Source organism: Brevibacillus sp. AY1 (genome assembly GCF_029870785.1).
Classification (GTDB): Bacteria; Bacillota; Bacilli; order Brevibacillales; family Brevibacillaceae; genus Brevibacillus; species Brevibacillus invocatus.
The window spans coordinates 1-26468 of record NZ_JAFLPN010000039.1; the positions used below are offsets into that span (position 1 = coordinate 1).

At 48.5% G+C, this 26468-nt stretch carries 26 protein-coding genes, 1 other RNA gene and 1 pseudogene; 7 read left to right on the forward strand and 21 right to left on the reverse strand.

The window, feature by feature from the left end:
• Positions 1-67: 67 nt before the first annotated feature.
• The 14 genes from JZI27_RS20825 to JZI27_RS20885 all read right to left on the reverse strand — a co-directional run bounded on the left by JZI27_RS20825 (position 68) and on the right by JZI27_RS20885 (position 12418).
• Positions 68-859: a DUF5677 domain-containing protein gene (locus JZI27_RS20825; RefSeq protein ID WP_280209091.1), complete on the reverse strand. Its 792-nt coding sequence runs from the start codon at positions 857-859 to the stop codon at positions 68-70.
• 414 nt (positions 860-1273) lie between these two features.
• The gene (locus tag JZI27_RS20830; protein WP_122911149.1) at positions 1274-2611 is read right to left on the reverse strand and encodes a HAMP domain-containing sensor histidine kinase; all 1338 of its coding nucleotides are present in this window, start codon (positions 2609-2611) and stop codon (positions 1274-1276) included.
• Between the two features lie 3 nt (positions 2612-2614).
• Positions 2615-3310, reverse strand: a complete 696-nt coding sequence (locus tag JZI27_RS20835; protein ID WP_122911148.1) for a response regulator transcription factor — start codon at positions 3308-3310, stop codon at positions 2615-2617.
• 344 nt (positions 3311-3654) lie between these two features.
• Positions 3655-4593, reverse strand: a complete 939-nt coding sequence (locus JZI27_RS20840; RefSeq protein ID WP_280209092.1) for a CBASS cGAMP-activated phospholipase — start codon at positions 4591-4593, stop codon at positions 3655-3657.
• A complete protein-coding gene (locus JZI27_RS20845) occupies positions 4586-5080 on the reverse strand; it encodes a type II CBASS E2 protein (protein ID WP_221175570.1) in 495 nt (164 codons plus the stop codon). The genes JZI27_RS20840 and JZI27_RS20845 overlap by 8 nt, the downstream gene beginning before the upstream one ends.
• Positions 5067-6236 (reverse strand): nucleotidyltransferase domain-containing protein, encoded by a 1170-nt coding sequence (locus JZI27_RS20850; RefSeq protein ID WP_251243212.1) that lies wholly within the window; start codon positions 6234-6236, stop codon positions 5067-5069. Before JZI27_RS20850 ends, JZI27_RS20845 begins: the two co-directional genes overlap by 14 nt.
• 369 nt (positions 6237-6605) lie before the next feature.
• Positions 6606-6944 carry a helix-turn-helix domain-containing protein gene (locus JZI27_RS20855; protein WP_251243211.1) on the reverse strand — a complete coding sequence of 113 codons (339 nt, stop codon included), beginning with the start codon at positions 6942-6944 and terminating at the stop codon, positions 6606-6608.
• Positions 6945-7100: 156 nt separating this feature from the next.
• Positions 7101-7456: a transfer-messenger RNA gene (gene ssrA / locus JZI27_RS20860) on the reverse strand.
• Positions 7457-7635: 179 nt separating this feature from the next.
• Positions 7636-8109 (reverse strand): SsrA-binding protein SmpB, encoded by a 474-nt coding sequence (smpB, locus tag JZI27_RS20865; protein ID WP_280209095.1) that lies wholly within the window; start codon positions 8107-8109, stop codon positions 7636-7638.
• Positions 8110-8237: 128 nt separating this feature from the next.
• On the reverse strand, positions 8238-10736 hold the full coding sequence (gene rnr / locus JZI27_RS20870; protein WP_280209097.1) for a ribonuclease R: 2499 nt from the start codon (positions 10734-10736) through the stop codon (positions 8238-8240).
• 145 nt (positions 10737-10881) lie between these two features.
• Positions 10882-11124, reverse strand: coding sequence for a preprotein translocase subunit SecG (secG, locus tag JZI27_RS20875; RefSeq protein WP_122911143.1), 243 nt, complete (start codon positions 11122-11124; stop codon positions 10882-10884).
• Between the two features lie 117 nt (positions 11125-11241).
• Positions 11242-11364, reverse strand: coding sequence for a DMT family transporter (locus JZI27_RS25115; protein ID WP_122911142.1), 123 nt, complete (start codon positions 11362-11364; stop codon positions 11242-11244).
• A 45-nt stretch (positions 11365-11409) separates the two neighbouring features.
• On the reverse strand, positions 11410-11748 hold the full coding sequence (locus JZI27_RS20880; RefSeq protein WP_280209118.1) for a DMT family transporter: 339 nt from the start codon (positions 11746-11748) through the stop codon (positions 11410-11412).
• An 85-nt stretch (positions 11749-11833) separates the two neighbouring features.
• The gene (locus JZI27_RS20885; RefSeq protein ID WP_280209098.1) at positions 11834-12418 is read right to left on the reverse strand and encodes a TetR/AcrR family transcriptional regulator; all 585 of its coding nucleotides are present in this window, start codon (positions 12416-12418) and stop codon (positions 11834-11836) included.
• Positions 12419-12636: 218 nt separating this feature from the next.
• Between JZI27_RS20885 and JZI27_RS20890 the strand changes: the two genes are divergently transcribed.
• The 3 genes and pseudogenes from JZI27_RS20890 to JZI27_RS20900 form a co-directional block, all read left to right on the forward strand.
• Positions 12637-13032 carry a YqzM family protein gene (locus tag JZI27_RS20890; RefSeq protein ID WP_122911140.1) on the forward strand — a complete coding sequence of 132 codons (396 nt, stop codon included), beginning with the start codon at positions 12637-12639 and terminating at the stop codon, positions 13030-13032.
• Positions 13033-13115: 83 nt separating this feature from the next.
• Complete coding sequence (locus JZI27_RS20895; RefSeq protein WP_280209099.1) at positions 13116-13862, forward strand: ABC transporter ATP-binding protein; 747 nt, start codon at positions 13116-13118, stop codon at positions 13860-13862.
• Positions 13801-14205 (forward strand): annotated as a pseudogene (locus tag JZI27_RS20900) (ABC transporter permease); the annotation flags it as partial. The gene JZI27_RS20895 and the pseudogene JZI27_RS20900, both read left to right, overlap by 62 nt.
• A gap of 81 nt (positions 14206-14286) precedes the next feature.
• Here JZI27_RS20900 and JZI27_RS20905 read toward each other — a convergent pair.
• Positions 14287-15309, reverse strand: a complete 1023-nt coding sequence (locus JZI27_RS20905) for an ABC transporter substrate-binding protein (protein ID WP_280209100.1) — start codon at positions 15307-15309, stop codon at positions 14287-14289.
• A gap of 205 nt (positions 15310-15514) precedes the next feature.
• Here JZI27_RS20905 and JZI27_RS20910 point away from each other — a divergent pair, with 205 nt between their 5' ends.
• From JZI27_RS20910 to JZI27_RS20925, 4 genes are all read left to right on the forward strand, one after another.
• Positions 15515-16525: a FecCD family ABC transporter permease gene (locus JZI27_RS20910; protein WP_280209101.1), complete on the forward strand. Its 1011-nt coding sequence runs from the start codon at positions 15515-15517 to the stop codon at positions 16523-16525.
• Positions 16522-17559, forward strand: coding sequence for a FecCD family ABC transporter permease (locus tag JZI27_RS20915; protein ID WP_280209103.1), 1038 nt, complete (start codon positions 16522-16524; stop codon positions 17557-17559). Before JZI27_RS20910 ends, JZI27_RS20915 begins: the two co-directional genes overlap by 4 nt.
• Positions 17560-17580: 21 nt before the next feature.
• On the forward strand, positions 17581-18414 hold the full coding sequence (locus tag JZI27_RS20920) for an ABC transporter ATP-binding protein (protein WP_280209105.1): 834 nt from the start codon (positions 17581-17583) through the stop codon (positions 18412-18414).
• 213 nt (positions 18415-18627) lie between these two features.
• On the forward strand, positions 18628-18972 hold the full coding sequence (locus JZI27_RS20925; RefSeq protein WP_122911132.1) for a YkgJ family cysteine cluster protein: 345 nt from the start codon (positions 18628-18630) through the stop codon (positions 18970-18972).
• Positions 18973-19107: 135 nt separating this feature from the next.
• Here JZI27_RS20925 and eno read toward each other — a convergent pair whose 3' ends face one another.
• The 6 genes from eno to JZI27_RS20955 all read right to left on the reverse strand — a co-directional run bounded on the left by eno (position 19108) and on the right by JZI27_RS20955 (position 26467).
• Positions 19108-20394, reverse strand: coding sequence for a phosphopyruvate hydratase (eno, locus tag JZI27_RS20930; RefSeq protein WP_122911131.1), 1287 nt, complete (start codon positions 20392-20394; stop codon positions 19108-19110).
• Between the two features lie 71 nt (positions 20395-20465).
• Complete coding sequence (gpmI, locus tag JZI27_RS20935; RefSeq protein ID WP_251243205.1) at positions 20466-22007, reverse strand: 2,3-bisphosphoglycerate-independent phosphoglycerate mutase; 1542 nt, start codon at positions 22005-22007, stop codon at positions 20466-20468.
• 13 nt (positions 22008-22020) lie between these two features.
• A complete protein-coding gene (gene tpiA / locus JZI27_RS20940) occupies positions 22021-22779 on the reverse strand; it encodes a triose-phosphate isomerase (RefSeq protein ID WP_280209107.1) in 759 nt (252 codons plus the stop codon).
• A 12-nt stretch (positions 22780-22791) separates the two neighbouring features.
• Positions 22792-23976, reverse strand: a complete 1185-nt coding sequence (locus JZI27_RS20945; RefSeq protein ID WP_280209108.1) for a phosphoglycerate kinase — start codon at positions 23974-23976, stop codon at positions 22792-22794.
• 99 nt (positions 23977-24075) lie between these two features.
• A complete protein-coding gene (gap, locus tag JZI27_RS20950) occupies positions 24076-25080 on the reverse strand; it encodes a type I glyceraldehyde-3-phosphate dehydrogenase (RefSeq protein ID WP_280209109.1) in 1005 nt (334 codons plus the stop codon).
• Between the two features lie 19 nt (positions 25081-25099).
• Entirely contained in the window at positions 25100-26467 is a 1368-nt protein-coding gene (locus tag JZI27_RS20955) for a Na+/H+ antiporter NhaC family protein (protein WP_280209110.1), read from the reverse strand.
• Position 26468 lies beyond the last annotated feature (1 nt).

Genomic DNA, 26468 nt, shown 5'->3' on the forward strand with positions numbered 1-26468 from the left:
GGGAGGTACTCCTTTTTCTATGCTCAAAAAACCTTGAGCCCGTAGGGCTCAGATTTATGAAATTGATTCAATTACATGTGAGTTTGTAGAACGGTCTCAAATGATCCAATTTAATATTCTCTTCAATTCCTTTGAAATTCCTCTCCTTTTTAGGGAGGACACTCATCGTCCAGCCGAATGGCTTATCATACTCAGGACCATACTTGGAAACTAGATCGTTTCTTGATTCAGTTAACTTCTCAATTTCTTCCTTTGTTAACTCTTCAAATCCTAATATGGGTGCGTAACGAATATACTCTAGCATTTCATAATAACTTTCAATATACTCATATTCCAGATACATTTTCGCAACTTCATTACTATTTTGACTTATAAAGGCAGCTAGTACGGATAGTTCGTGGAGAGTCCGCCATCTGGAGATTGCTCCATCAGCAAATCCTCCCTTTAATAAACATAAAATTTCATAAGATATTTGACATGCCCGTGCATGAATTTTTACAAGCACCTCAAATACGGTGCAGTTTTCTTCAATTGCTTTGTCGATACATGCTTTATAACATGTTTCACCACTCTCACTTGAAATAACAATTAATGTTTCAAGCAAATTTATAGGCTTTGACCATCTTCTTTGAAGCCGTGCCTCAAACTCAATTCTCTCTAATCTATGTTCCTCCAGCATTTCCATAGATTTTTCCTTCAGTGAACCTAACAACAATGCTGCTGATTCTGGCAGTGTATTCTCAATTACTTTGCTCATTAATGCTTGAATTTTTTTATCGTCGAGGTCAATATTCGGATTTTCTTGAATTTTTTCTTGAATTAAAGAATAAAAAGATTGCAGAAACCAATCCTGCTCCATCGTTTTACAATCCTTTCGATTACCTATTCATAATTCTATGTTACAACATTCAGAACAGTTTTTGTGGGATAAAATTACTTATGACTTCCTGTTGGTTCGATTAAATAAGCTGTTGAGAGATAGCATCGCTTTATTAAAAATGAATATAACGAAGCCATTTCAGTTTATGAAGTGAACAAAGAGAGCAAGTACCCCCTGCCCCCATTTTACCTACTGATCGCCAACTTTTTTCAGTTCTTTTGGGATCCAGTGAAACAAAATCTCCTATTTTCCTTATGGAATGATGATAGCATCATATAATAACGATATAATCAATAGCTTTAAAAAAGCAAAAAGCGTAAAAAAAGATGGTAACGATACGACCGTTACCATCTGGACCTTGCAACAAAATCAAAGCTACATACGTTCCCTTGTTTATGCTGGGTTCCTTATCGCCGGAAATGTAAGTGTCACAATGGTACCCTTGCCCACTTCACTTGTAATGGCGACGTTTCCCTGGTGAGCTTCCACGATCCCCTTCACAATGGTCAAACCGAGACCGGTTCCTCCCTTTTCCCGATTTCGTGAGCGATCTCCCCGATAAAACCGTTCAAAAACAAAGGGTAAATCTTCGGGTGAAATTCCCGTTCCGTTATCTACGACCTTGACCTCGACGATCCTCTTCTTTTGTTCGAGGGTGACGTTCACTTCACCCCCTGGTGGTGTGTGCTTCAAAGCGTTTGTAAGCAGGTTGGAGATCGCTTGAGCAATTCTTTGTTGGTCCCCCATAATCCATGCAGTGGATTTCAAGTAACTTTTCACTTGAATTCCTTGTAGCTGAAAGGCTGCTGTCATCGATTCCACAATTCCACCTACTACATTGGTTAGATTGATCTCATTTTGAGAGATGTTTAGTGCTCCGGATTCTACCTGGATAACTTGGTCTAAATCGCTTACGATGCGGATGAGCCGCAACACTTCGGAACGAGTTGCCTCTAGGTGTTCTGGAGTAGCTTCCCAAATGCCATCCAACATTCCTTCAGTCTGGGCAAGCAATGTGTTTAATGGTGTACGTAGCTCGTGTGCAATATCAGACGTAAGCCGTTTCCTCAGTTCCTCCTGCTTTTGTAGGCTTTGAACGAGATTATTAAATGAATGCACGAGAACGGACAATTCGTCTTCCCCTTGGGGCAGATCCACTCTGATAGATAAATCTCCTCTTGAAACAGCTCGCGAAGCGTCACTCATATCTACGATCGGTTTAGCAAGACGTTTTGCAATGAAAATACTGGCGATACAGACGAGGAGTAGCAAAGCGAGCATGGTCCACTGCATAGCATTCGTATGAGCCATCCGGAAGTGTTCCTCCAACGACATGGCGTACGAGTTGTCATATTGAATGCCGATATACCCGATTGTATGATCCCGTTCTTTTATAGGAATCATGTTCACGCTACTTGTATCTTCAGGGTTCACAGCTTTTCCAAACGTTCGAATGAGCCTATGCTCCTGGTCAAACAGGGAAAACTGCAAACCTAATACGGAAGAAGCGGCTTTCAGTTTTAGATATGTTTGATCGTCCCATCCTAGTCCTGTTTGATACTCGTTCTCAAGGATGTCCAGCAGATCCTGTTCGTGCTGTTGATTGACCTCATTCAGATACATTGAAAAATGATAATCCATTTCTTTAATGGACAAAACCGTGGATATCAAAATGCCACTGGCGCTAACGGCCATGAAGGTCAGTGCAAGCCTCATCCATATGCGCCTCATAAGTTATCTCCCATTCCTCGTGGGATTGTCAAAGCGATAACCCAATCCATATACAGTCTTAATGTATTCCGGTTGTTTTGGATCATCTTCGATCTTTTGACGTAAATTCTTGATATGCGTGTCGATCGTTCGATCACTGCCTATGAAGTCCATTCCGAGTACTTCCTCCACTAATTCTTCACGTGTCCACGTTCGACCTGGGTGACGAACCAAAGTGGTAAGTAAGCGAAATTCATTGGATGTCAATTCTAGAGCAATACCCTTCTTGGTAACGCTACGCTCACGAAGGGAAATCTCTATTTCGCCAATGCGGATGAGATCGCTCAATACCTGGTACTCCCCTGCTCTTCTCAGTATTGCTCTAACTCTTGCGACGAGCTCACGTGGGCTAAATGGTTTAATAATATAGTCATCTGCTCCTATCTCCAAACCAGTGATTCTGTCGGCCTCCCCACTTTTCGCCGTCAACATCAAGATTGGCACTCGTGAAGTTTTCCGGATCTCCCTGCACACATCCTCTCCAGTCATGTCTGGCAACATCAAATCGAGGATCATGAGGTCAATAGGATACGTCGAAGCATATTCCAGTGCCTGTGTACCATCTTCAGCTGTACTGACATGGTATCCTTCCTTTTTTAAATACGAAGACAGTATTTCAAGGATTTGTCGCTCATCATCTACGATCAGAATATTGGACAACCTAAGCACCTCTCAGTCGTTCAATTGCAATCATCTTTCCTTCTTACGTTTGAGAAAGTATACGCTTATCATGAACATGGTCACAATGCTCCCGATAGATAGTGTCCCTCGCTAAATACCTAACAACCCCGAGGGATAATCATACAGCTAATTCAACGACAATACCGTAAGAATCTGCCCTCCCTTATCGAATGTCTGTCTCTTCTTGTGCTGTAAGTATAGAAGGACAATATGTAGGAATTATGGAGGCTGAATAAGAAAAAGATGGTCACTTGAAATCAGATAACCATCCTTTAAACCCAAAAGGAACCAAATCATAGTCCCTACCTATTAAATCAAGAAACTTACACTAGTTGATAAATCGGTAGAAATAGCTCAGCTTCCCTTTTCAGGAAAATATCCCAGAAGAGAGATTTGGCTTTTCTTCCTTCAACACTTCCGATCCCCTTCAACTCTGGAATTTTATCAACTCCATCCAGGCTAAATTTCCCATTTCCAACCACTGGACAAATTCGATGTACATTCTGATGTCCCAATAACAACTGAGCTGTTCCGTAGGAAAGAGAAGATTGAGCAGCCATAGTTAAGTGCAACAGATTCATTCCCCATTGAGCTGCCCCCATATCTCCAGCAGATCTATCTGAATCTACTAAAATTGGTTCCATAGTACAACCTATCGATAATAATTGAACATTTCCAACTGGCCATCCAAGTACACTCACTGCCTCTACAGCTGCTAAACCTGCTGGGTTATTTGCACATATTCCACCATCCACGAGGGCTGCGCCTGCTGAATCAAATTGAACCGGAAAGTACGTAGGTGCCGCAGAAGTTGCTAATGCTGCCTCAATGATGGGCTTTTTATAATCGCTTCTGAATCGCTCATGATGGGCAGTTTTGTACATATACACTTCCCCTGTATTAAGGTTAACAGAAGGAATGATTAATCTCGTTTTACAATCACCAATCACTTTATCTTGAAACAATTCCTGCAGTGCTTTCTTCAAGGGTTCTTGTGCATACTTAGCTTTTGATAATTGGGACAACAAACCACGACGCTCAAAAATTTGGGGACCGAATTCCTCATAGAACTTTAAAATTTCTGATGCCCTAAATCCTAAACTTAGTGCAAGTGCAATTAATCCACCGGTTGATGTTCCTACAATAAGATCAAAGTACTCTACAATCGATTTCCCTTCCAAGTCTTCCTCTATCGTTGCCAGAAATGATGCAGGAAAAACCCCTTTTATTCCCCCACCATCTATAGACAGGATTTTATACATCCTCTTTATCCTCACTTTCCGGATCTGCCTCTCCGTGAATACCTCCACCTAACCATTCACCGGTAACATGCCAAATCTCGTAATAATAAAGCCATTCGCAAATCCAGGGGACTATAGTCTTGTGGATCCATTTTCTAGGCGTCCATTCCCTTGCCTGGGGATAATACAAACAAAGCCTGTCCTGCTCATACATATGAGGAATTTTAGACTCTCCTTCTCTTACCTTTAGTGCTGGCGAGATTACCCATACTTTCAATTTCTGTTTATCATTACGCCTATACAAAATTTTCACGGTATAGGACAGAGATAACTCTGTTGGCTGAAGGGAGCCCTGCCAAATGATTTCATTCAGATTTGAATGAACCACTGTAAATTGCGGATAGGCTTCTAGAAGAGAATGTGACTGTTCGGCCAAGGTTGGAACCTTGACACGAATCAACCACTTATTTGGACCATTCAAATACATCTTGCGTTTAAACTGATCCATAGAAGTTGTGTCCCTTTACAGGAATAGTATTGGAGAGCATGCTAGTTGTAAGGATTCCAGAGGATGTCACTCCTAATTTATTATTCTCCCGGAGTACTCTCATGAAATTAGCTTGCTTACGAAGTTCTTCTTCAACTGGTAGATGACCTTTGAACATACCTATGAGGGCTGTCGAAACATACTGAATACCACGGAGATCTATGATTTGGTTCCACTCACGTTGAAAATCATAAACAAATTTCACGAAATGCTTGTACGCCATTGCATCGTTATCCCAACGCTCGCTTAAATCTTCAAGTGGATTCATTGGATTCGCAACCTTCAGTCGTTTATTCTGTTGTTGAGCCTTAGAAAGTAAAACAGATATCCCATCGAGAACCCCTTGAATAGTTTCGGCAACAGAACCTTGTTTGTTGTATGTTTGAGCTGCCAGTGTGGTCAGAACTATGCTGATCGGAGCAAATTCCGGATTATTTTCGAAATAAACATCTCTATACCGCTTTATGAGTTGAACAGCTCTTTTGAGTGGGGGCTTTAATTCAACTGCTTCTACATCCGGAAGTGGTTGAATTTCTGCTCTCTTCTCAAACAACTCATACTGTTGCAACGGTATATAGTCATTTGCAACTTTGTCGAACCATTCAGCATAACCTTTTGGGTTACTGTCCTTCCATCCCTCTACGGATCGGTCGGGAACTTTTACACAACAATCGTCGCTAACAAGATTGGTTGGACATGCAGGAAGTATATCTAAATGATAATTCCCAGCGTAATTCAACCGAACGCATCGTTTTTTCACTTCTAACATCTGTGCGTATGTTTCATTTTGGAGCATCCGCTTTTTAATTGCATCAAACACTTCCATAGCATCGGTTTTACTCCAGTCTAGCTTTAATTCGCACACAAGATCCAAATCATACTCTTGTTTCGACAGTGGCTTTACCGTAGTACCAATACGCAATGATCCTTGTGGATAGATGACAACATCAACATCTTTCAATAAGTCTTCATCGCCACTGAGCCACTTAGATACAGACCCATAAGATGTTTCGATTGCATCGTATTGTGTTCTAGTGATTTGAAGCGTACTGCATATGCGTTGTAACAAGTCCTCCATCTGAAGTCCAACAGTTGCAAAATTTACTAGCGTGTTCATTAACCATACACCTCGCAAGAATTGATATATGTAACCATCCCTAGTCCCATGTATCCTACGATTCAACTATTGAATTTTTTCGAATTATGTAGTTCTTGCGTAGTGTTTATGAAAAAAGTTCTTGTATTCTACAAAATGAACTTGTAGAATAATGTTGGTTGAGTATCACATGAGACTAGTAAATATTGAGATGCCCCACATCTCATACTTACCAATAAAACAAAAAGATGGTTATCCCTTTAATCTTAAAGGGTTGATTTGATTTGGTCAACAACGTAAACTCTTTAACAAAAAATAGGGGGATGACAGATTTTTTCTGTCATCCCCCTATTTTTTGTATAAAAAGCTAATTCGACGAGTCTTTGAGTGTTATTTCCTTCTATATCGAGCTAATTTTAAATTTACAAAATCTAAAACTTCTTCTTTAGCAATATCCTGTAACTTTCTATAAGAACTAATTAATTCCATTTCGTCTTTTGCTATTTCAGTTTTACAAGATGTCACTTCGCTTAATAAAAGCCACTGCAAATCTATTTCGAACTGAGTTATCAATGAAATCAGAACATCAATAGATGGTTTTGATTTTCCTGATTCAATCTCACTTAAATTCGATTGAGATATACCAAGAATTTTAGCAAAATCAACTTGAGTCAATTTATTCCTTTTCCTAACCATTTTAACTCGCTCGCCAAGAGTATTTACAGTCATTATGAACACCTTGTTAAAGGCAATCCAACCATGCCCGAATATAAATAAAAAACTTTAAAGCATATATTTGCCTAAAGTTTTTTAAAGCATAACCTTGCCGATGCGGCAAAAATATGGTTTAAGTCACACATCAGGTGGCTTCACTTTTTATGTATTTGGTGGAGGCGGGGGGATTCGAACCCCCGTCCGAAAACAGCGACACATGAGCATCTCCGAGCGCAGTCACTCATTTAGATTTCGGTGATGGATTCGCGGAGTGACGCGCTGACCCAGCACCTAGCCTGATTCATCTTCTTCCTTCGGCTCCAGGCGGAAGCCTCTGGCGTATCCCACTAAAGTTGAGCGCTAGTCACGCCACATGGGCGATGGAGTGGTAGCGCCTCACTGGTTATTAAGCAGCGAGAGAAAGTTGTTTGTTGCCAGTTAATGGCGTTCCGCGTTGTTGACGAGGTCCGCAGCCCCCCGGCTCGCTTCTCATGCTCTACCATCCTCGTCGAATCCAGAACGCCCCCAGGATGGGATAAAAAAGTCTAGGCGAAGAGAGGTAACCTACCGTTCCACACCTAGACTGTATTGTGTGTTGTTAACAGTGTTTACTGCTCTTTCACTATAGCACAAAAGTCATGCACTTCTCAACGTGGATTCCTGCCAGTCTTGCCAGCGCGATCCAACTAGGCGATTCTGTCCCAAACTACACCTTCTGCCGCTCCCGCAAAGCACGCTCCACTTCCCGTGCTGCGTCCTTTTTCTTGAGATCCTCGCGCTTGTCGTAGTTCTTCTTCCCTTTGACTAGCGCCAGCTCTACCTTGGCCCATCCACCCTTGAGGTAGATGCTGAGCGGGACGAGCGAGTAGCCTCTCTCCCGGAGCAAGCCGTTGAGCTTGAGGATTTCCAGACGTTTCATCAGGAGCTTGCGTGTGCGCTCTGGCTCGTGGTTGTAACGATTGCCCTGCTCGTACGGGCTGATATGCACGTTGTACAGGAGCAATTCACCATCTTGCACGCGGGCGAAGCTGTCTTTGAGCTGCACGCGGGCTGCACGCACTGCTTTGATCTCCGTACCGGTCAGGGCGATGCCTGCCTCAAATACTTGCTCGATGTGATAATCGTGGCGGGCTTTTCGGTTTTGAGCAATCGTCTTGGTACCGGCTTTATCTTTTGACATGGGGATCACCTCGCTTGTGCATGTTCCGCATTGGTATCAGTTAGTTTAGCAAATTTTTAACGTTGTGGCAAGGGATTTACCCGGCCATTCCCGCTGTTTTCACCCAGAATGGCCAGCTAAACAACTGTTTAACGGCGTTTTCTCTTCGCCTGACTGGCGACGTTTTTCCGTTTCTTTTTCTTGGAGTGAACAAGATCCTCCCAGAATCCCTTTTGACTCGCAGCTGGTGTATCGGTTCCTTCTCCGTTCGTCATCGCTACGACGTCCTCACTTCCTGGCACACCTGCAGAGCCTGTTCGACGAGATGATTTTTTCCCAGACGCTCCATTTGCAGCACGGCGCTCTTTGTACTTTTGTCGGATCGCAGCCGGATGCGTCTTGTCTTTATCCCGGGACGGACGTGAACCGTCTTGCTTGGACCTGGTCCCGCCTCTTCGCTCGTTTCCACGCCCATCGATGACTTTTGGCGTCCGCTCGCGACTTCCGCGGAAGCCCGCCTGCTTGGTCATGCCGACGATTTCAAAATCGATTGTTCTCTCGTCCACATTGACATTGGCTACTCGCACCTGGACGACATCCCCGATGCGGAACTGCTTCCCTGTCCGTTCACCGACCAGCGCGTACATTCTCTCATGGTAATGATAGTAGTCGTCGGTCAGGAAGCTGACGTGAACCAAACCTTCAATGGTATTCGGCAGCTCCACAAAAATCCCAAATGAAGTCACGCCAGAAATGACGCCTTCGAATTCCTCACCGACCCGCTCCAGCATGAACTCGGCTTTCTTCAGGTCATCGGTCTCCCGCTCCGCATCGACAGCCAGACGCTCCCGTTGAGACGCATGCTCGGCGATCAACGGCATATTTTCCTGCCAGTAGGCCATGCGCTTCTCCGACAGCTGCTCGCCCCACTCGATCCATTCGCGAATCCGACGATGCACGATAAGGTCTGGATAACGGCGAATGGGCGACGTGAAGTGCGTGTAAAAGTCCGTCGACAGACCATAGTGCCCCAGGCTTTCCGCGTCATAGCGCGCTTGCTTCATCGAGCGCAGCATCACGGTGCTGATGATGATCTCTTCCGGAGTGCCCTTGACCTCTTCCAATAGCTGCTGCAGGGCTCTCGGATGCACCGAATTTCCTTTTCCACGAATGGAGTAGCCGAAATTCGTGATGAATTCCATGAACGCCATCAGCTTTTCTGCGTTAGGGTCTTCGTGAATCCGGTACATGAAAGGCTGCTTCATCCAATGGAAGTGCTCCGCGACGGTCTCGTTCGCTGCAAGCATGAACTCCTCGATGATCTGCTCTGCAATGGAACGCGTCCGAAAACCAATGTCAGTCGGCGTCCCTTCTTCATTTACATAAATTTTGGCCTCGCGAAAATCGAAGTCAATCGCTCCGCGCTGCATCCGTTTTTTGCGCAGCTTGAGTGCCAATTGCTCCATCTCCTGGAACATCGGAACCAGCTCGCTATATTTCTCGATCAACGATTCGTCTTTATCCTGCAAAATGCTGCGGACATCCGCATAGGTCATCCGCTCATTCGTTTGAATGACGCTCAAAAAGATGTCGTACTTCACGACCTTGGCTTCATGATCCATCTCCATGTCGCAGGAGATCGTCAGACGGTCTACCTGCGGGTTGAGACTGCATATCCCATTAGACAAACGATGAGGCAGCATCGGGATGACGCGATCCACCAGATAGACGCTGGTCCCGCGACGAAATGCTTCCTGATCCAGCGGAGATTTCTCTCGGACGTAATAGCTCACATCTGCGATATGCACGCCGAGACGAACATTGCCGTTCGGCAGCTTTTCCAGCGATACCGCATCATCCAGGTCCTTCGCATCTGCCCCGTCGATCGTCACCATCATGCGATCACGCAAATCGCGGCGACCCTGAATCTCTTCCTCTGAGATCTCGTCCGGTGCCGCTTCAGCTTCTGCCAATACATCCTCAGGGAAAGACTCTGGCAGGCCAAATTTGCGGATAATGGACAAAATGTCTACGCCTGGATCATTTTTATGACCCAGTATCTCGACAACTTCACCTTCCGGATTTACTCGCCCTTCTGGATAACGGACGATCTTGGCCACGACCTTGTGCCCGTCTACCGCACCGTTGTACGCTTCTTTCGGGATGAAGATGTCCTTGCCCAGTCGCTTTTCATCCGGGACCACAAACGCGTAGTAGGTCTCGTCCTTGAACGTCCCCACTACCTCCGTAATACCCCGCTCCACGACGCGGATAATGCGTCCTTCCAGACGATTTCCACCCGCTTCTTTTTCGACCCTGACAAGCACGGTATCTCCGTGCAGCGCGCCGTTCATATCGTTGGCGTGTACGTACACATCATCCATTCCAGGCGTTTCCTGAATCACAAAGCCAAAGCCTTTGGGATGGCTCTGCAATCGGCCACGCACCAGATTCATTTTCTCCGGTACTCCGTAGCGATTGGCCCGGGTACGAACCACTTCCCCGCTCGCCTCCAGCCCATTCAACGTTTTGACTAACTCCTTGAAGGCATCAGCGTCTTCCAAACCAAACGCTTCCTCCAGCTCCCTCACGGTCATTGGGTGATACGCCTGCTCCCGCATGAACGCCAGGATATCCTGATCTTTCATTCACAAACCTCCTATTGTGCACGGACTTGCATCCTTGCTCTTTTCGTTATCATGTAGTATGTAGTATTCACCGCTCAGACGAGACGCAATCCCAATAGCGAAAAAGACAGCAAGTCGCACTTGCTGCCTTTGAGTCGTTCGCCTATTACGCTCCTGTTTTCAAGAAATAACCGAGCACGATCGTAAAGACCATGAATAAAACCGCAAACACAACGGTCAACTTCCCTAAAAGCGCGTCAATTCCACGGGCTTTTTGTTTGCCCATCAATTGCTCAGCACCGCCGCCAATCGCTCCCGACAGGCCAGCACTTTTTCCGGATTGCAACAATACGACGATAATTAATCCAATACTTGCGATCACAAGTATGATTTTCGCAGCCAATGCCATCTCATTTCACCTCAAAACGGATTTCCAAGACGGTACAAAACCAATAAAAACACTTTACCATATTTAGATAGGATCAGCAACAAGCTTTCCCTTCCATAATATATCATTTCTGTTGCATCAGCTGGTCATACGCAGTGCAATAACACTTACGATCAAAATAGACAGGGAAATTACTTGCCCTTTACTCAGCTTTTCCTTAAACCAAACAAACCCCAACACGGTAATTCCCACCGACCCGATCCCTGCACACCTCCAGGCCTGCTAATACCAATAACATCCACGCCATTACGCTCGCTCTCCTTTCGTCTCTTTTTCATCAGTCTTGGTAAAAACCTTCAAACCTACAGTGCCAAGCAAGACGCCGAGCAGGGCAATCGCTTGCGTTAGCGAATACGGATCGCCCATCACGACCCCGACGATATACGTACCTATTGTCCCGATCCCGACAAAGACAGCATAAGCAATCGCTACCGGAATTTGCTTATAAGCCTTGATCAGCATGATAAAGCTGAATGCAATCAAGAGGACGACTCCCATCCACTGTAAAGGGGTCGAGGCCGTTTTCAGGCTCGATGCCCAGACCACTTCGAGCAGACCTGCTGCAATAACTAAGAACCACCTCATCATGTTCTGCCTCCTTTTGTTAATGAATGAATGTCAGTCATTTTGCGCGTATAAAAAAAGCATTGGATGTACTCCAATTACTTTTTTAGGCTTTGAATAACGCTCGTTTCAGGAAAATCAGGAGCTCGTGCTTGAATGCTTCCAGCGAATCGTCTTGCTCCAAGCCGATGTAGTAGCGCTCAGCCGCATTCTCAATCATGTTGATCAAGGTCTTGGCTGTCCATTTTACATGCAGATCCGCCACGATTTCGTTTGCTTGCACGGCTTGATTCAATAGATTCTCAAGCCATTGATAATACGGCTGGTAGATCGCTTCCCATTTCTCCAGAGAATGATCGATGGCAAGCCCGGAATAGCAAAGGACAATCACGTCCTTATGTTCTTCTGTGATCTTGAAGGTTTCATCGACCACAATCTCCAAGACATCCCATAGCTTTTCTTTGGATTCCGCCTTCTCCTTGATACGCTCTAACGTCATCCCAAACAAGTTGTCAGCAATTGCGGGTATTAAAGCCTTTTTAGATGAGAAATATAAATAGAAGGTCCCCTGTGCAACCCCGGCTTTTTTGACAATATCTGAAATTGACGTCTGATCGAGTCCTTTTTCAGCTATGACGTCGATCGCCGCTACTAAAAGCTTCTGATATTTGTCATCAGATCTACTAGCCATGCCGCTGCCCACCCTTCACAAACATGAATGACTGTCATTCATTTTATCGGTTTTCGGGTAATTTGTCAAATTCATAAGCAAAAATTGCCGTTTTCCAGCTGTATAATATGGAAATTGTGTACTTTCTTTGTCCTTTTCTTAGGTTCCTTGCAACTGTCAAGATTTTGCCGTAAAATTGCATGTGAACCTTTATACTTGCCTTGGGAGGTCTTTGTCAGATGGCTGGGTCCAACAAAAAAGACATGAATCAAAACGACGTAATTGATTCCGCGAAGGCCTTTTTCACTTCGTTCGGTATCTTGTTTCTTGTATTTCTCATTGCACTCGTAGGATCGATCTTTTTCCCACCAAGTCACGGGGAGGAAGCGCAAGGTGGCGGAGCACCAACTGCCAATATTGATGCAGCCGCTGTATTTAAACAAAACTGCGCATCCTGTCACGGTCAAAACCTGGAAGGTATCGCAGCACCAGCTTTGACTACTGTAGGGGCAACACACAGCGCTGAAGATATCGCCAAAATCATCAAAGAAGGTAAAGGCGGTATGCCACCAGGATTGCTGAAAAAGCAACCGGAAATTCAAGCAGTTGCGCAATGGCTGTCTGAACATAAGTAAGTACATAGATAGCCCGTATGGATAAACACCGGAGACTCGTCCTCTTCGGTGTTTTCCATGTTTACAAGGAGGCATCACAGAACATGACATCTACTCTTCTGCTCGAAGATCTGGGCAAGCAGATTCAACCTCCCGATGGTCCCTGGCTTTTCCGCGATCTCCACGCAACCATTACGGAACCCGCTATCATCAGCATTCTTGGCAAATCAGGTCAAGGGAAAAGCACCTTGCTGCGCATACTAGGGCGATTAACCCTTCCAAGCTCCGGCAAAATGGTTCTGGACAACAAGGATAGCAGCCAATGGACGCCGGAGGCATGGCGTATGGCCGTCAGCTACGTAGACCAACAGCCCATGATGCTGCCAGGCAGTGTAGAAGAGAATTTGCGGGCTGCAAGCAACCTGCATCAACGCGTATTCGACGTCAAACAGGCCCGCCAGTGGATGGAACAGATCGGGCTGAATCATCTCGATTGGGAAAAGCCGGCACAACAGCTGTCAGGTGGGGAAAAGCAGCGGCTTGCCCTGATCCGTACCCTGCTCCTGCGGCCTGCTATCCTCCTTTTGGATGAAGTGACCTCCTCTCTGGATGCCATCAGCAAACAGGCTACAGAAGGCCTTCTACGTGATATTCACGGCCGAACGGGTACGACTATCCTCTGGGTCACACACGACCAGGAAGAGGCTCGTACGACCAGCCAACGCGTCTGGTTTATGGCAAACGGTCAATTATTGGAAGATACAGACAGTCACACTTTTTTTGATTCGCCTGAATCCGATGAGCGGCATGGTCATTGGCACTTCTATGATTGTATGTGGTCTTTATATTAGTCAAATGAATCGTGAGACAGAGACAGCCCGTGGAGAAATCGAAGCCTTGCTCGCACTAGGTGCCACCAGTCGCCAAGCCATTCAGGGCACTCTGAGACGCGCTGTGAAAGCTAGTATGATCCCTACTTTTGATACGATGAAAACAATCGGACTCGTGCAGCTGCCAGGGATGATGACGGGGATGATCATCGCCGGAGCCAGTCCGATCGAAGCCGTCCGCTATCAGATCCTGACCATGCTGACCTTCTCCTCAGCAGCAGCCATCTCCTCCGTCATGATCAGCTTGCTGAGCTATCAGCTCTGGTTTACCAGCGACTCGATGCTGCGTCAGGAAGCGGAGTAAGCGAATACTTCCACAGCTGAAACAAAGCACACAAAAAAACACCTGGCATCCCGGCCAAGTGTTTTTTGTACATCCAATTATTTATTTTCCGAGAATGTATCCTTCCAGCTCATCGACAACCTTGTTGGCTGCAATGACACCGCCGGATGTATTCCAGATTGTATCGTCAACCTTGAAGGCCTTGTTGTTTTTCACGACGTTCAGGTTTTTCCAGAGCGATTCGTTAGTCCATTCTTGCTCCAGCTTGGAGCCCTCGCCATTTCCTGTTTCATACGTGAAGTACACCATGATGTCGCCATCCATTTCAGGGATGCGCTCTTTGGTTACTTCAGCAGCAAACTCTTCTTTGTTTTGTGCTGCCGGACGGGAAAGTCCCAGATCCTTCATAATCGCGCCCAAGAAGGTATCGTTGTAGTAAATGCGCACACGACCTGGCATAAAGCGAACAACTGAAACCTCTGTGCTCAGCTTGTCTCCAGCTTTTTCCTTGAACGCAGCAACTTTCTGGTTCCATTCCTCGATGACTTTTTCCCCTTCAGCCTTCTTGTTTACCGCTTCAGCAAACAGAGTGAAGTTGGCCTTCCAGTCACCGCGCGGCTCTTCTACGAATACGGTCGGCGCGATGGCAGACAGCTGCTGATACACTTTTTCTTGACGGAATTTCATACCCAGAATCAGGTCAGGCTTCAGAGCAGCGATCGCTTCCAGGTTTGGCTGGGATTCGGACCCTACTACCTGAACCCCTTCCAGTTGAGGTTTGACAAAATCGTAGAAGGTCGTTGGATCTGTGAAGGAACCAACAGCACCTACAGGTTTTACACCAAGAGCGAGCAAGGTTTCAACACCTTGAGTAGTCAGCATCACAACACGTTCAGGCGTACCTTTGATGGTTGTTTCACCCATCGCATGCTTGATGGTATAGGATTGATCAGCAGCAGGAGCTGGCGCAGCGTTATTAGCAGGAGCTTGTTCGGCGCTTTGAGATTCAGCAGGCTTCTGCTCGCTGGTTTGCCCTCCGCCGCAGCCTGTGACCAGCATGACGAGTGCCAACAGGAATGCTGCGAATGCTTTGCCCCCTGCTGTGCGATATGTACGAGATAACATAGTGAAAAGACCCCTTTCAGACCCTTTGAAAAAGTGAGAATGATACTCAATTACATACACATCCTACAACTTTCAGTCTAATAAGTCAATCAGAAACTGATAATGACTATCAACATCATTGACACTCGCCTAGATTACCATCTACAATGATTTTGTCACTGTATTTTATCCGTAAAATTACCTAAATCATAAGGATGTAGCTGTTATGTATCCGTTGTTGTCCAGTAACACGCGCAAGACTCTGGGAGTCGTGCTTTGTTTGCTTCTGCTTGTGTACCTTTGCTACGCCAGCCTTGTTTTTGGTGTCATCAACACCAGCTGGCAGACGGCGATCGATGCCTACACGCAGTTCAACGGCTCCAATGAACATATTGTCATCAAGGAAGTACGTGTCCCACGTGTTCTGAATGCACTCGCCGTAGGGTTTTGTCTCGGCTTGGCAGGTACGTTGCTCCAATCTCTGACCCGCAATCCTGTAGCCGATGTCGAGCTGTTTGGACTCAATGCCGGCGCTTCTCTGTTCGTTGTGTTTGCGGTCACATTCGTGGGAATCAGCTCCTTGACCCAGTTTACCTGGATCGCTTTCCTCGGTTCCGCGGTCGCTGGTATCATCGTCTACGTTCTCGGTTCCTTGGGGCGTGACGGTCTATCCCCTGTCAAACTGATTCTGGCCGGCGCTGCCATTACTGCATTGTCCGCATCCATCCGGCACGGCATGATGGTATTGAATGAAAAAGCAGCTGATGAAGTACTTTTCTGGCTGGCTGGCTCGGTCGGCGGAAGAAAGCTGGAGTACCTTGAAGCTGTGTTTCCTTATATGCTGGTCGCCTGGATTGCCGCCTTTCTATTGGCGCGTCCCATCCAGACGCTGCTCATGGGGGATGATGTAGCTAAAGGCTTAGGTCAGCGGACGTTGCTGGTCAAAATCATGACGGGGCTGGTGCTCGTGCTTCTCGCGGGCTCTTCCGTCGCCGTCGCGGGACCGATTGGGTTTGTCGGACTCGTGACACCACATCTGGCTCGATTCTTTGTCGGAATTGACACGCACTGGGTTCTGCTCTACAGCGGCTTGTTCGGCTCCATACTGTTGTTGATCGCAGATATTGCCGCACGCTTTGTCGCCATGCCAGCGGAAGTGCCGATTGGTGTCATGACTGCCCTGATTGGCATCCCGTTCTTTATCTACGTGGCACGAAAGGGGCTGGAGGAAAAGTGAAAGACTACCTCCCTCTTCGCGTCGGCAAGCGTTTTTCATCGTTTCAGTTACATAAAAGGGTATTGTGGATCACCCTGATTGCCCTCATCCTGACCGTTGCGGTAGCGATAATCAGCCTCGGCATGGGAGAGATGAAAATCCCTCCTCTCGATGTAGTGAAGGTCCTCCTCGGAATCGGATCGGAGCAGCACGTGCTGATTGTCGAGCAATTCCGGATGCCGCGCATCATCATTGCCATTCTCGTAGGAGCCGCACTGGCTTCCGCAGGGGCGATCATGCAAGGTGTGATTCGCAATCCGCTCGCTTCGCCTGATATTTTGGGCGTCTCCGGCGGCGCTTCTGTAGGTGCAGTCGGTTTCCTGCTGTTGTTCGAGACCGCCAGTATCCACTGGCTGCCGCCTATCGCCTTTCTCGGCGCTATGCTGACCACCTTGCTTCTGTACGCACTCGCCTGGAAGCAAGGGGTGACTCCCCTTCGCCTGGTCATGATCGGCGTCGGTATCAAAATCGCTGCGGGTGCCATCGTGACGCTGCTGATCATGTTCAGTCCATTTTTGCTTCAAAACAAGGCGCTGCTTTGGCTGACAGGCAGCATTTACGGTGTATCCTGGAGTGACGTGCAGATGATCCTGCCCTGGACGATGCTTCTCATCGCCACCGCAGCGATATTGGCACGAAGGGTAAACATCCAGCAGCTTGGCGATGAGATCGCTACTGGAGTCGGCAGCAGGTTGCAGCTCGACCGCTTCATGCTTCTGATGATCTGCGCTGCCTTGGTCGGAACTGCCGTATCTGTCGGGGGCGACATCAGCTTCGTTGCCCTCCTGGCTCCACACATCGCCAAGCAGCTGATCGGGCCGTCCTTTGGCGGCGCTTTGCCACTCTCTGCCTTGATCGGGTCGCTTATTGTGCTCATTGCGGATTTGATTGCCCGTATGGCTTTTTCTCCGCTCGATGTTCCGGTTGGCGTCTTTACTTCTGCTGTAGGAGCGCCATTCTTTATTTACCTGCTGTACAAAAATCGCAATCACTAAGTGAAAGGGGTCGGATGGATCATGCACGCATTGGAAACCCGTCAGCTAACCTTGTCGTATGGAGAGCGCAATATTATTGAAGGTCTGGATTTAAACATTCCTCGTGGAAAAATTACGGTTTTCATCGGCAGCAACGGCTGCGGTAAATCCACTTTGCTGCGCTCCCTTGCTCGCTTGTTGAAACCAAAGGGAGGAGCCATCCTGCTGGACGGAGAAGCAATCGCCAAGCGCTCGACCAAAGAGGTCGCCAAGCGACTCGCTATCCTGCCGCAAGGACCTACAGCGCCAGAAGGTCTCTCTGTCTTGCAGCTGGTCAAGCAAGGACGTTATCCGTACCAAAGCTGGCTGCAGCAATGGTCGGAGGAAGATGAAAAAATGGTGACTCGTGCTCTCGAAGCAACGCAGCTCACCAGCCTGGCCAACCGTCCCGTCGACTCCCTCTCCGGTGGACAGCGGCAACGTGCCTGGATTGCCATGACCCTGGCACAAGGAACCGAAACCATACTTTTGGACGAACCAACGACTTATCTCGATATGTCGCATCAGATTGAAATTCTCGATCTGCTGTTCGAGCTGAATGAAACCGAGCAGCGCACCATTGTCATGGTTTTGCACGATCTCAATCTGGCATGCCGCTATGCGCACCATATCATTGCCGTCAACAACCAGACGGTCGTAGCCGAAGGAGCGCCAGAGGATGTCATGACGCAGGATTTGGTTCGCACCGTTTTCCAGATGGATTGTGAGATTACACTCGATCCCCTGTACGGTACCCCCATGTGCATCCCGTACAGCAAGAGCCGCCTAGCTGCTGCGATGGCCAAGCAAAACGAAAAGGAAGTCGTATTGGCTTAGACCTCTCTTTCACGAAATTAGGAATAGGCTTGTATCCACTCCGATCTGGCGGTGGAATCAAGCCTTTTTTTGTTTTTTTGCAAAATAACTATTTACAAAATTAAATATTTATGTTATGATAAAATATTTTATTATTTACAAACACGATTTAACCTTTCATAATATTCTTGCTGATGCTGTTCTTCGAGAATAGATAGAAAGGGTGTAAAAGAGATGGAAACTTTGCCTTGCCAAGGTTGCAAAGGCTTATGCTGTGGTCCTGTTCCCATCACCGAAAAAGAATATAAACGCATACATAAAAAAATCAAATCCATGCCACGCAAGATTCGCGAAGCGTTAGAGAACCAGCCAAGATTTTTTGGAACCTGTATGTTCTACGATCTACATAAAGATCAATGCGGCATCCATTCGGTTCGACCCGAAATCTGCCGGAACTTTGGTTATCACAAAGACCTCGTCTGTTTCCGCAAGCCTGAGCTGGCGACCAAGGAAAAGGTCACACCAACGGAACGACCTATCGGACATCTCAGTATTGATTTTACTTGGAAGAATTTTTAGGGAAGCAAAAACGGCAGCTGAAGCCCAGAACATCCAGCCGGCCTCATACTTGTTGGGGGATGTTGTCAATAATTTAAATAAGGACTGTACCCCGCACTAGCTGCGAGAATACAGTCCTTTTCCTATCTTACATTCTTACTTCTTCAGGTTGTAGAACGCCGCGCGTCCACCAAAGCGAGCCGTATCGCCCAGCTCATCCTCAATGCGGAGCAGCTGGTTGTACTTCGCTACGCGATCCGTGCGGGATGGAGCACCTGTCTTGATTTGACCAGCATTGGTAGCTACCGCGATATCTGCGATCGTGGAGTCTTCTGTCTCTCCGGAACGGTGGGAGATGACCGCTGTGTAGCCAGCCAGCTTGGCCATTTCAATCGCTTCGAAGGTCTCTGTCAGCGTACCGATCTGGTTCACTTTGACGAGAATGGAGTTGCCTGTATCGCTTTCGATACCGCGAGACAGACGCTCGGTATTGGTTACGAACAGATCGTCACCCACGAGCTGTACTTTGCTGCCCAGTTTGTCAGTGAGCGATTTCCAGCCATCCCAGTCGTCCTCGGACAAGCCGTCTTCGATGGAGATGATCGGGTATTTGCTGACCAGATCTTCGTAGAAAGCGATCATTTCTTCGGTTGTTTTCACAACGCCTTCGCCTTCGAAGTGGTATTTGCCATCCTTGAACATTTCGGTAGCAGCCACGTCGAGTGCGAGGAAAACGTCTTTGCCTGGCTCGTAGCCAGCAGCCTTGATCGCATCGAGGATCGTGGTGATCGCTTCTTCGTTGGACTTCAGGTTTGGCGCAAAGCCACCTTCGTCACCTACAGCGGTGCTCAGGCCTTTATCGGAAAGTACTTTTTTCAGTGAGTGGAAAATTTCTGCACCTGTGCGCAGCGCTTCCTTGAAGGATTCTGCACCTACCGGCATAACCATGAATTCCTGGATGTCCACGGTGTTGTCAGCGTGCTTGCCGCCGTTCAGGATGTTCATCATTGGCACTGGCAGCGTTTTTGCATTGAAGCCGCCCAGGTAGTTGTACAGGGACACGCCGAGGGAATCTGCTGCCGCGCGAGCTACTGCCATCGAAACACCCAGAATCGCATTGGCACCCAGTTTGCCTTTGTTGTCAGTTCCGTCCAGCTGCAGCATGGCCATATCTACGCCTACCTGATCCAAAGCGTCCATGCCGATCAGTTCAGGTGCGATGATTTCGTTTACGTTTTCTACTGCTTTCAGTACACCTTTGCCCAGGTAACGGGATTTGTCGCCATCACGCAGCTCAACAGCCTCATAGGCGCCAGTGGAAGCACCAGATGGAACCGCTGCACGACCCATCGTGCCGTCTTCCAAGTAAACCTCTACTTCCACAGTCGGGTTTCCGCGGGAGTCCATGATCTCGCGTGCATAAATGTCTGTAATCATTGCCATCTCTCATCCATCTCCTTTTTAGAAAAATGCGCCTAACCTAACTATCCTTCTACAGTTTGTGATACGGCGGGCTATTTTGCAAGTAAGGATTTTCCTGTCATCTCGACAGGCTGTTCAACGCCCAGCAGATCGAGCAGCGTCGGTGAAAGATCAGCCAGCTTTCCATCCTTGCGCAGCTCTACGCCGTCCTTGGTCACAATCACAGGCACCGGGTAGGTACTGTGGGAGGTGATTGGACGCCCTGCCTCGTCCAGCATCAGATCCGCGTTCCCGTGATCCGCTGTAATGACCGCTACGCCACCCTTGGCGAGGATGGCATCGACCACTCTGCCCAGGCAAGTATCGACCGTCTCGACGGCCTTGATCGTCGGTTCCATCATTCCGGAGTGGCCCACCATATCGCAGTTGGCGAAGTTCAGGATGATCGCATCGAAGTTCTCTGCCTCGATCTCCTTCACGACCGCATCCGTCAGCTCTGGCGCACTCATCTCCGGTTTCAGATCATAGGTCGCTACCTTTGGAGACGGGATCAGGATGCGTGTCTCTCCCGGAAACTCCTGTTCACGTCCCCCGCTCAAGAAGAAAGTCACGTGCGGGTATTTTTCCGTTTCTGCGATGCGAAGCTGCTTCAGCCCGTTCTGGGAAAGCACTTCTCCCAGTGTGTTATCCAGATTGGATGGCTTGTAAGCGACATAGCCGTCCACGGTTTCCGAAAAGTGAGTCAGGCAGACAAAATGCAAGTCCCGCGGACGGTTCTCGCCGCGGTCAAAGCCGCGAAAATCATCGTTCGTAAAGGCCTGCGAGGTTTGAATGGCCCGGTCAGGGCGGAAGTTGAAAAAGATAATGGCGTCTTGGTTCTGGATCGTGGAGACAGGCTTGCCTTGCTCGTCTACGATGACCGTCGGCATGACGAACTCATCCATGATTGATTTTTCGTACGACTCTTTCACGGCTTTGAGCGGGTCCGTATAGGCTGGACCATCGCCGTACGCCATCACGCGGTACGCCTTTTCGACACGCTCCCAGCGCTTGTCGCGGTCCATCGCATAGTAACGTCCTTGTACGGTCGCGATCTTGCCGACACCGATCTCAGCGATCTTCGTCTGCAGCTGCTCGATATAATCCACCGCGCTGTCCGGCGAAACATCCCGTCCATCCAGGAAAGCGTGGATGTACACCCGATCAAAGTCTTTGCGCTTTGCCAGCTCCAGGATCGCGTACAAATGCTTGATATGGCTGTGAACACCGCCGTCCGACAGCAATCCAAACAAGTGAACCTGCGTCCCGTGTTCGCGGGCGTGATCAAACGCCGCTACCAAGGTCTCATTATCGTAAAAATCGCCTTCATGGATCGATTTTGTAATCCTCGTCAAATCCTGATACACGACACGTCCAGCCCCAATGTTCAGATGGCCTACCTCAGAATTTCCCATTTGTCCTTCTGGCAGACCAACAGCCAATCCGCTGGCTTCCAGGGTCGCATGCGGATAGTGATTCCAATAACGATCAAATTGTGGTTTGTTTGCCTGTGCGACTGCATTGCCATACGTTTCATCGCGTAGGGCAAAACCGTCCAAGATCAGCAGTGCAACCGGCTTGGGCCGATGTGCCATCTGTTTTCCCTCCCTATTCTAGCAGTGATCCATTTACGAGTTGAAGGTAGCTTGCCGCATCCAGACTGGCTCCCCCGACCAATGCTCCGTCGATATCTGACTGCGACATGTAGCTGCCGATATTCTCCGGCTTGACGCTGCCGCCGTATTGGATTCGCACGTTTGCCGCTGCCTCTTGTCCGTAGCCCTCAGCAATCACCTGACGGATCACCGCGATGGTCTCATTCGCCTCTTGTGCGCTGGAAGACTTGCCTGTGCCAATCGCCCAGATCGGTTCGTATGCAATGATGACATCCGCTACTTGACCCGCTTCCAGACCTGCCAGAGCTGCCTCTGTCTGCGTCCGCACGACATGGGATGTATCTCCTGCTTCGCGCTGCTCCAAGCTCTCACCCACGCAGATGATCGGAACGAGACCGTGCTTCAACGCAGCCAGCACTTTTTTATTGACCGTCTCATCCGTTTCGTTGAAGTACTGACGACGCTCGGAATGACCGATGATGACGTACTGGACGCCGATCTCCTTGAGCATGGATGGACTGATCTCACCGGTAAATGCGCCCTGTTCCTCAAAGTGCATATTCTGCGCTCCTACAGCCAGATCACTTCCTTGCAACGCTTCAGTCAAAGCTGGCAGAGCTGTGAATGGGGCGCAAACCACCTTTTGCACACCAGCTTTCGCACTCCCCGCCTTCACTTCCTGAGCAAATTGCTTGGCTTCGGCAATCGTCTTGAACATCTTCCAGTTTCCCGCAATAATTGGCGTTCTCAATCTATTTCCTCCCTATTGGTTGTCTGTAAGTACCGCTACACCTGGCAGCTCCTTGCCCTCCATGAATTCCAGCGAAGCTCCACCGCCAGTAGAGATATGGGTCATCTGTTCGGCTACACCAGCCTTTTCAACCGCAGCTACTGAATCTCCGCCACCGATGATGGTGGTGCCGGAACACTCCTTCATCGCGACGGCTACACCGATGGTACCCTGTGCAAAAGCATCCATTTCAAAAACACCCATAGGGCCATTCCACACGACCGTTTTAGATTCAACGATCACACGATGGTATGCTTCTACTGTTTTTGGACCGATATCGAGCGCCATCCAGCCGTCCGGAATCCCATCGATGGAGACGGTCTGTTTTTGCGCGTCAGCCGCAAATCGATCCGCAATCACCACATCAATCGGCATCAGAAGCTGTACGCCGCGTTCCTTGGCCTGCTCCATCAAGGTGCGAGCCAGGTCCAGCTTATCATCCTCACACAGCGAAGAACCGATAGCATAGCCCTGAGCCTTCAGGAACGTATTGGCCATTCCCCCACCGATGATCAGGTTATCTACTTTCGTTAACAGATTTTCAATCACAGCGATTTTATCCTTCACCTTCGCGCCGCCTACAATTGCGGTGAATGGCCGCTCCGGATGGGAGAGTGCTCCGCCCATGAAGCGAATTTCCTTTTCCATCAGGAGGCCAGCTACTGCAGGTATGTACTGAGCAATGCCTGCGGTGGAGGCGTGAGCACGATGGGCAGTACCGAACGCATCGTTGACGAACAGATCAGCCAGCTCGGCAAAGCTTTTCGCCAGCTCAGGATCATTTTTCTCTTCTCCGGCATGAAAGCGCACGTTTTCCAAAAGAAGGACATCCCCCTGTTCCATCTGTTCGACGGCTGCCTTCACTTCCGCTCCTACAGAATCGTCCAGCTTGGTCACTTCCTTGCCGAGCAGTCCAGACAGATGGGCGGCTACCGGGGTCAGGCGCATTTCCTCCACGACCTGGCCTTTTGGACGACCGAAGTGGCTGGCCAGGATGACTTTGGCTCCTGCATCCACCATAAAGCGGATCGTAGGCACGGCAGCACGGATGCGCGTATCATCCGTAATGACACCGTCTTGCATGGGCACGTTGAAGTCAACTCGGCAGAAAACGCGTTTTCCCGCCAGCTCAACATCGCGGATAGATTTCTTATTCATGAACGATCCTCCCAAATCAGTGGCTTATTCTTCGTAAAACGCATATGGGAAAAGGGAGATTGCTCTCCCTTTTTTTCCACAACAAGTCTATTTTACTTTTTACAAGCCACGCTGTGCAACATAATGACACAAGTCTACGACACGATTGGAATAACCCCATTCATTATCGTACCAGGAAACGACTTTCACCATGTTTCCTTCGAGTACCATTGTGGACAGAGCATCGATGGTCGAAGATGCCGGGTTGCCGTTGTAGTCCGAGGATACGAGCGGCTCTTCGGAATAGCCCAGGATGCCTTTCAGCTTGCCATTCGCTGCATCCTTCAGCGCTTGGTTCACTTCATCAACAGTGACGTCTTTCTTCAGTTCCGCCACCAGATCCACGACGGATACGTTCGGCGTTGGCACACGCATCGCGAAGCCGTTCAGCTTGCCCTTCAGCTCAGGCAGCACGAGTGCTACAGCCTTGGCAGCCCCAGTCGAGGTCGGGATGATGTTTTCCGCTGCTGCACGAGCACGACGCAAGTCCTTATGCGGCAGATCGAGAATTTGCTGGTCGTTCGTATAGGAGTGAACGGTCGTCATCAGACCACGCACGATACCGAACTCGTCATTTAACACCTTCGCGAATGGAGCCAGGCAGTTCGTCGTGCAGGAGGCATTGGAAATGACGGTGTGGTTGGCCGGATCGTAGTTCTCTTCATTTACGCCCATCACGACGGTGATATCTTCATTGGTAGCCGGTGCGGAAATGATCACTTTCTTCGCGCCGCCCAACAGGTGCTTCGCTGCATCATCGCGCTTCGTGAAACGACCGGTCGATTCCACCACGATCTCTACGCCGTAATCCGCCCATTTGAGCTCGGCTGGATCGCGCTCAGCTAGTACCTTGATCTCTTTGCCGCCGACGAACAGCGTGCTGTCCCCCGCTTCTACTTCTACATCCAGCACACCATGTACCGAATCGTATTTCAACAAATGAGCCAGCGTGCGCGCGTCTGTCAAATCATTGACGGCCACGATCTCGACGTTGGGATTGTTAAAAGCTGCACGAAACACATTACGACCGATGCGACCAAAACCGTTAATACCTACTTTTACCATTACAATACCTCCTGCTTCTTTACATGGCTTTTTTCGTATTGGGAATCATCCCCGCCTCCTTTTCACCAAAGCGACGGGAAGAAATCAATGTGACGATGGGCAACAGCAGTGAGTAAAACAAAAACGGCAATGTCTCTATCGTGGAGACGCCCAAGCTGATCGCGATCACCATCGCGAGCCCGTTCCAGGGGATCAGTACAGGCATGACGAGCGTCGAATCCAGCATGGTTTTGCCCAAAAACTCCTTGCCCCTGTTGTACTGCGAGAACCGTCCGATCAGCGTCGATCCCATGACCAGGATTGGAATCGTCTGGTTGCAGCTGATCATGACGACCAAAAGCGAGATCGCCATGGACTTTCCTACCAAAGCGATTTTATTTTTCGTAACTCCCATCATCCGCTCAACGAACGGAGTCAATAGATTGGCTTTATTTAAAATGCCGTTTAAAAAACCCGCCAGCACGATCAGCAACAGCACACTGAGGATCGAAATCATGCCTCCGCCGTGGACCAGCTCATCCAGCAAGGTCCCCGTCTGCGGCTCGTATCCATACAGGATCGTTCCTGCGAGCGTAGACAGCGTGATCGGTCCACCCGACAATACCAGCACGAGACTCGCTACTACCCCGCAGAGCAGCGCGTAAATCGCCTTTACCCGAAAGGCAAACACGGCGATCAGGACAAGGAGCGGTATCAACGCGACCCAGCTAATGGGGAAATGGCTGGTCAGCAGCTCCTGGTACATACGGATCGAATCTCCAGTTCCCACTTGTTCACGAAACAAATCGAGCACCAAAAAGAGCACAGCACAGATGATGGTCGTGAGTCTTGCAGCTCCCTGAGTGGCCCGATCCTGCTTCTCCGTCATCCCCACATGCGAGAGCACCAGCATGCGGCTGCTTGAGATCGGGGAGAATCGTTCCCCGACCATCGCTCCACAAATCAAGGCTCCACCTACCATCCCGGCGGAGAGATCAGCAGCGTGTGCGATTCCCATTAAGGAAAGCCCGATGGTGCTCAACGTTCCGACAGACGTCCCCAGCAGGTAGCTGACTACTGAAGTGAGGATAAAGGACAGTACGAGAAGGTATTCGACATTGACGATAGACAAACCATAGTAGATGATCGCCGGGATCGTCCCACCCATCATCAAGAGTGGAATCAGCAGCCCGACCAGAAAGAGAATGATCAGGACTGGCTTGGTCTGGCGAATCCCATCCCAACCAAAGCTGAATTGCTGTCCCCAGCTAAACCCAAGTTTTTTTACACTAACCAGTGTGACCAAGATTGCGAAAAGAATCCCCCATGAGAGCGGAAAACCGAGAGTCAAGCTGAGCACAATACCTACAATCAGCGACGAGATTGGGAAAACCGCCGCACTATTCATG

Excerpts from the sequence above, each read along its gene's own strand:
- gpmI (WP_251243205.1), bottom strand. The coding sequence starts at position 22,007 with ATGGCACATCGGCCCAAGCCGGTTGCACTGCTGATCTTGGACGGTTTT.
- JZI27_RS20925 (WP_122911132.1), top strand. The coding sequence starts at position 18,628 with ATGGAAACTTTGCCTTGCCAAGGTTGCAAAGGCTTATGCTGTGGTCCT.
- JZI27_RS20855 (WP_251243211.1), bottom strand. The coding sequence starts at position 6,944 with ATGACTGTAAATACTCTTGGCGAGCGAGTTAAAATGGTTAGGAAAAGG.
- JZI27_RS20890 (WP_122911140.1), top strand. The coding sequence starts at position 12,637 with ATGGCTGGGTCCAACAAAAAAGACATGAATCAAAACGACGTAATTGAT.
- JZI27_RS20845 (WP_221175570.1), bottom strand. The coding sequence starts at position 5,080 with ATGGATCAGTTTAAACGCAAGATGTATTTGAATGGTCCAAATAAGTGG.
- JZI27_RS20840 (WP_280209092.1), bottom strand. The coding sequence starts at position 4,593 with ATGTATAAAATCCTGTCTATAGATGGTGGGGGAATAAAAGGGGTTTTT.
- JZI27_RS20880 (WP_280209118.1), bottom strand. The coding sequence starts at position 11,748 with ATGAGGTGGTTCTTAGTTATTGCAGCAGGTCTGCTCGAAGTGGTCTGG.
- JZI27_RS20830 (WP_122911149.1), bottom strand. The coding sequence starts at position 2,611 with ATGAGGCGCATATGGATGAGGCTTGCACTGACCTTCATGGCCGTTAGC.
- smpB (WP_280209095.1), bottom strand. The coding sequence starts at position 8,109 with ATGTCAAAAGATAAAGCCGGTACCAAGACGATTGCTCAAAACCGAAAA.
- JZI27_RS20895 (WP_280209099.1), top strand. The coding sequence starts at position 13,116 with ATGACATCTACTCTTCTGCTCGAAGATCTGGGCAAGCAGATTCAACCT.
- JZI27_RS20825 (WP_280209091.1), bottom strand. The coding sequence starts at position 859 with ATGGAGCAGGATTGGTTTCTGCAATCTTTTTATTCTTTAATTCAAGAA.
- JZI27_RS20955 (WP_280209110.1), bottom strand. The coding sequence starts at position 26,467 with ATGAATAGTGCGGCGGTTTTCCCAATCTCGTCGCTGATTGTAGGTATT.
- secG (WP_122911143.1), bottom strand. The coding sequence starts at position 11,124 with ATGGCATTGGCTGCGAAAATCATACTTGTGATCGCAAGTATTGGATTA.
- JZI27_RS20945 (WP_280209108.1), bottom strand. The coding sequence starts at position 23,976 with ATGAATAAGAAATCTATCCGCGATGTTGAGCTGGCGGGAAAACGCGTT.
- JZI27_RS20910 (WP_280209101.1), top strand. The coding sequence starts at position 15,515 with ATGTATCCGTTGTTGTCCAGTAACACGCGCAAGACTCTGGGAGTCGTG.
- rnr (WP_280209097.1), bottom strand. The coding sequence starts at position 10,736 with ATGAAAGATCAGGATATCCTGGCGTTCATGCGGGAGCAGGCGTATCAC.
- JZI27_RS20920 (WP_280209105.1), top strand. The coding sequence starts at position 17,581 with ATGCACGCATTGGAAACCCGTCAGCTAACCTTGTCGTATGGAGAGCGC.
- gap (WP_280209109.1), bottom strand. The coding sequence starts at position 25,080 with ATGGTAAAAGTAGGTATTAACGGTTTTGGTCGCATCGGTCGTAATGTG.
- JZI27_RS20850 (WP_251243212.1), bottom strand. The coding sequence starts at position 6,236 with ATGAACACGCTAGTAAATTTTGCAACTGTTGGACTTCAGATGGAGGAC.
- JZI27_RS20885 (WP_280209098.1), bottom strand. The coding sequence starts at position 12,418 with ATGGCTAGTAGATCTGATGACAAATATCAGAAGCTTTTAGTAGCGGCG.
- JZI27_RS20905 (WP_280209100.1), bottom strand. The coding sequence starts at position 15,309 with ATGTTATCTCGTACATATCGCACAGCAGGGGGCAAAGCATTCGCAGCA.
- eno (WP_122911131.1), bottom strand. The coding sequence starts at position 20,394 with ATGGCAATGATTACAGACATTTATGCACGCGAGATCATGGACTCCCGC.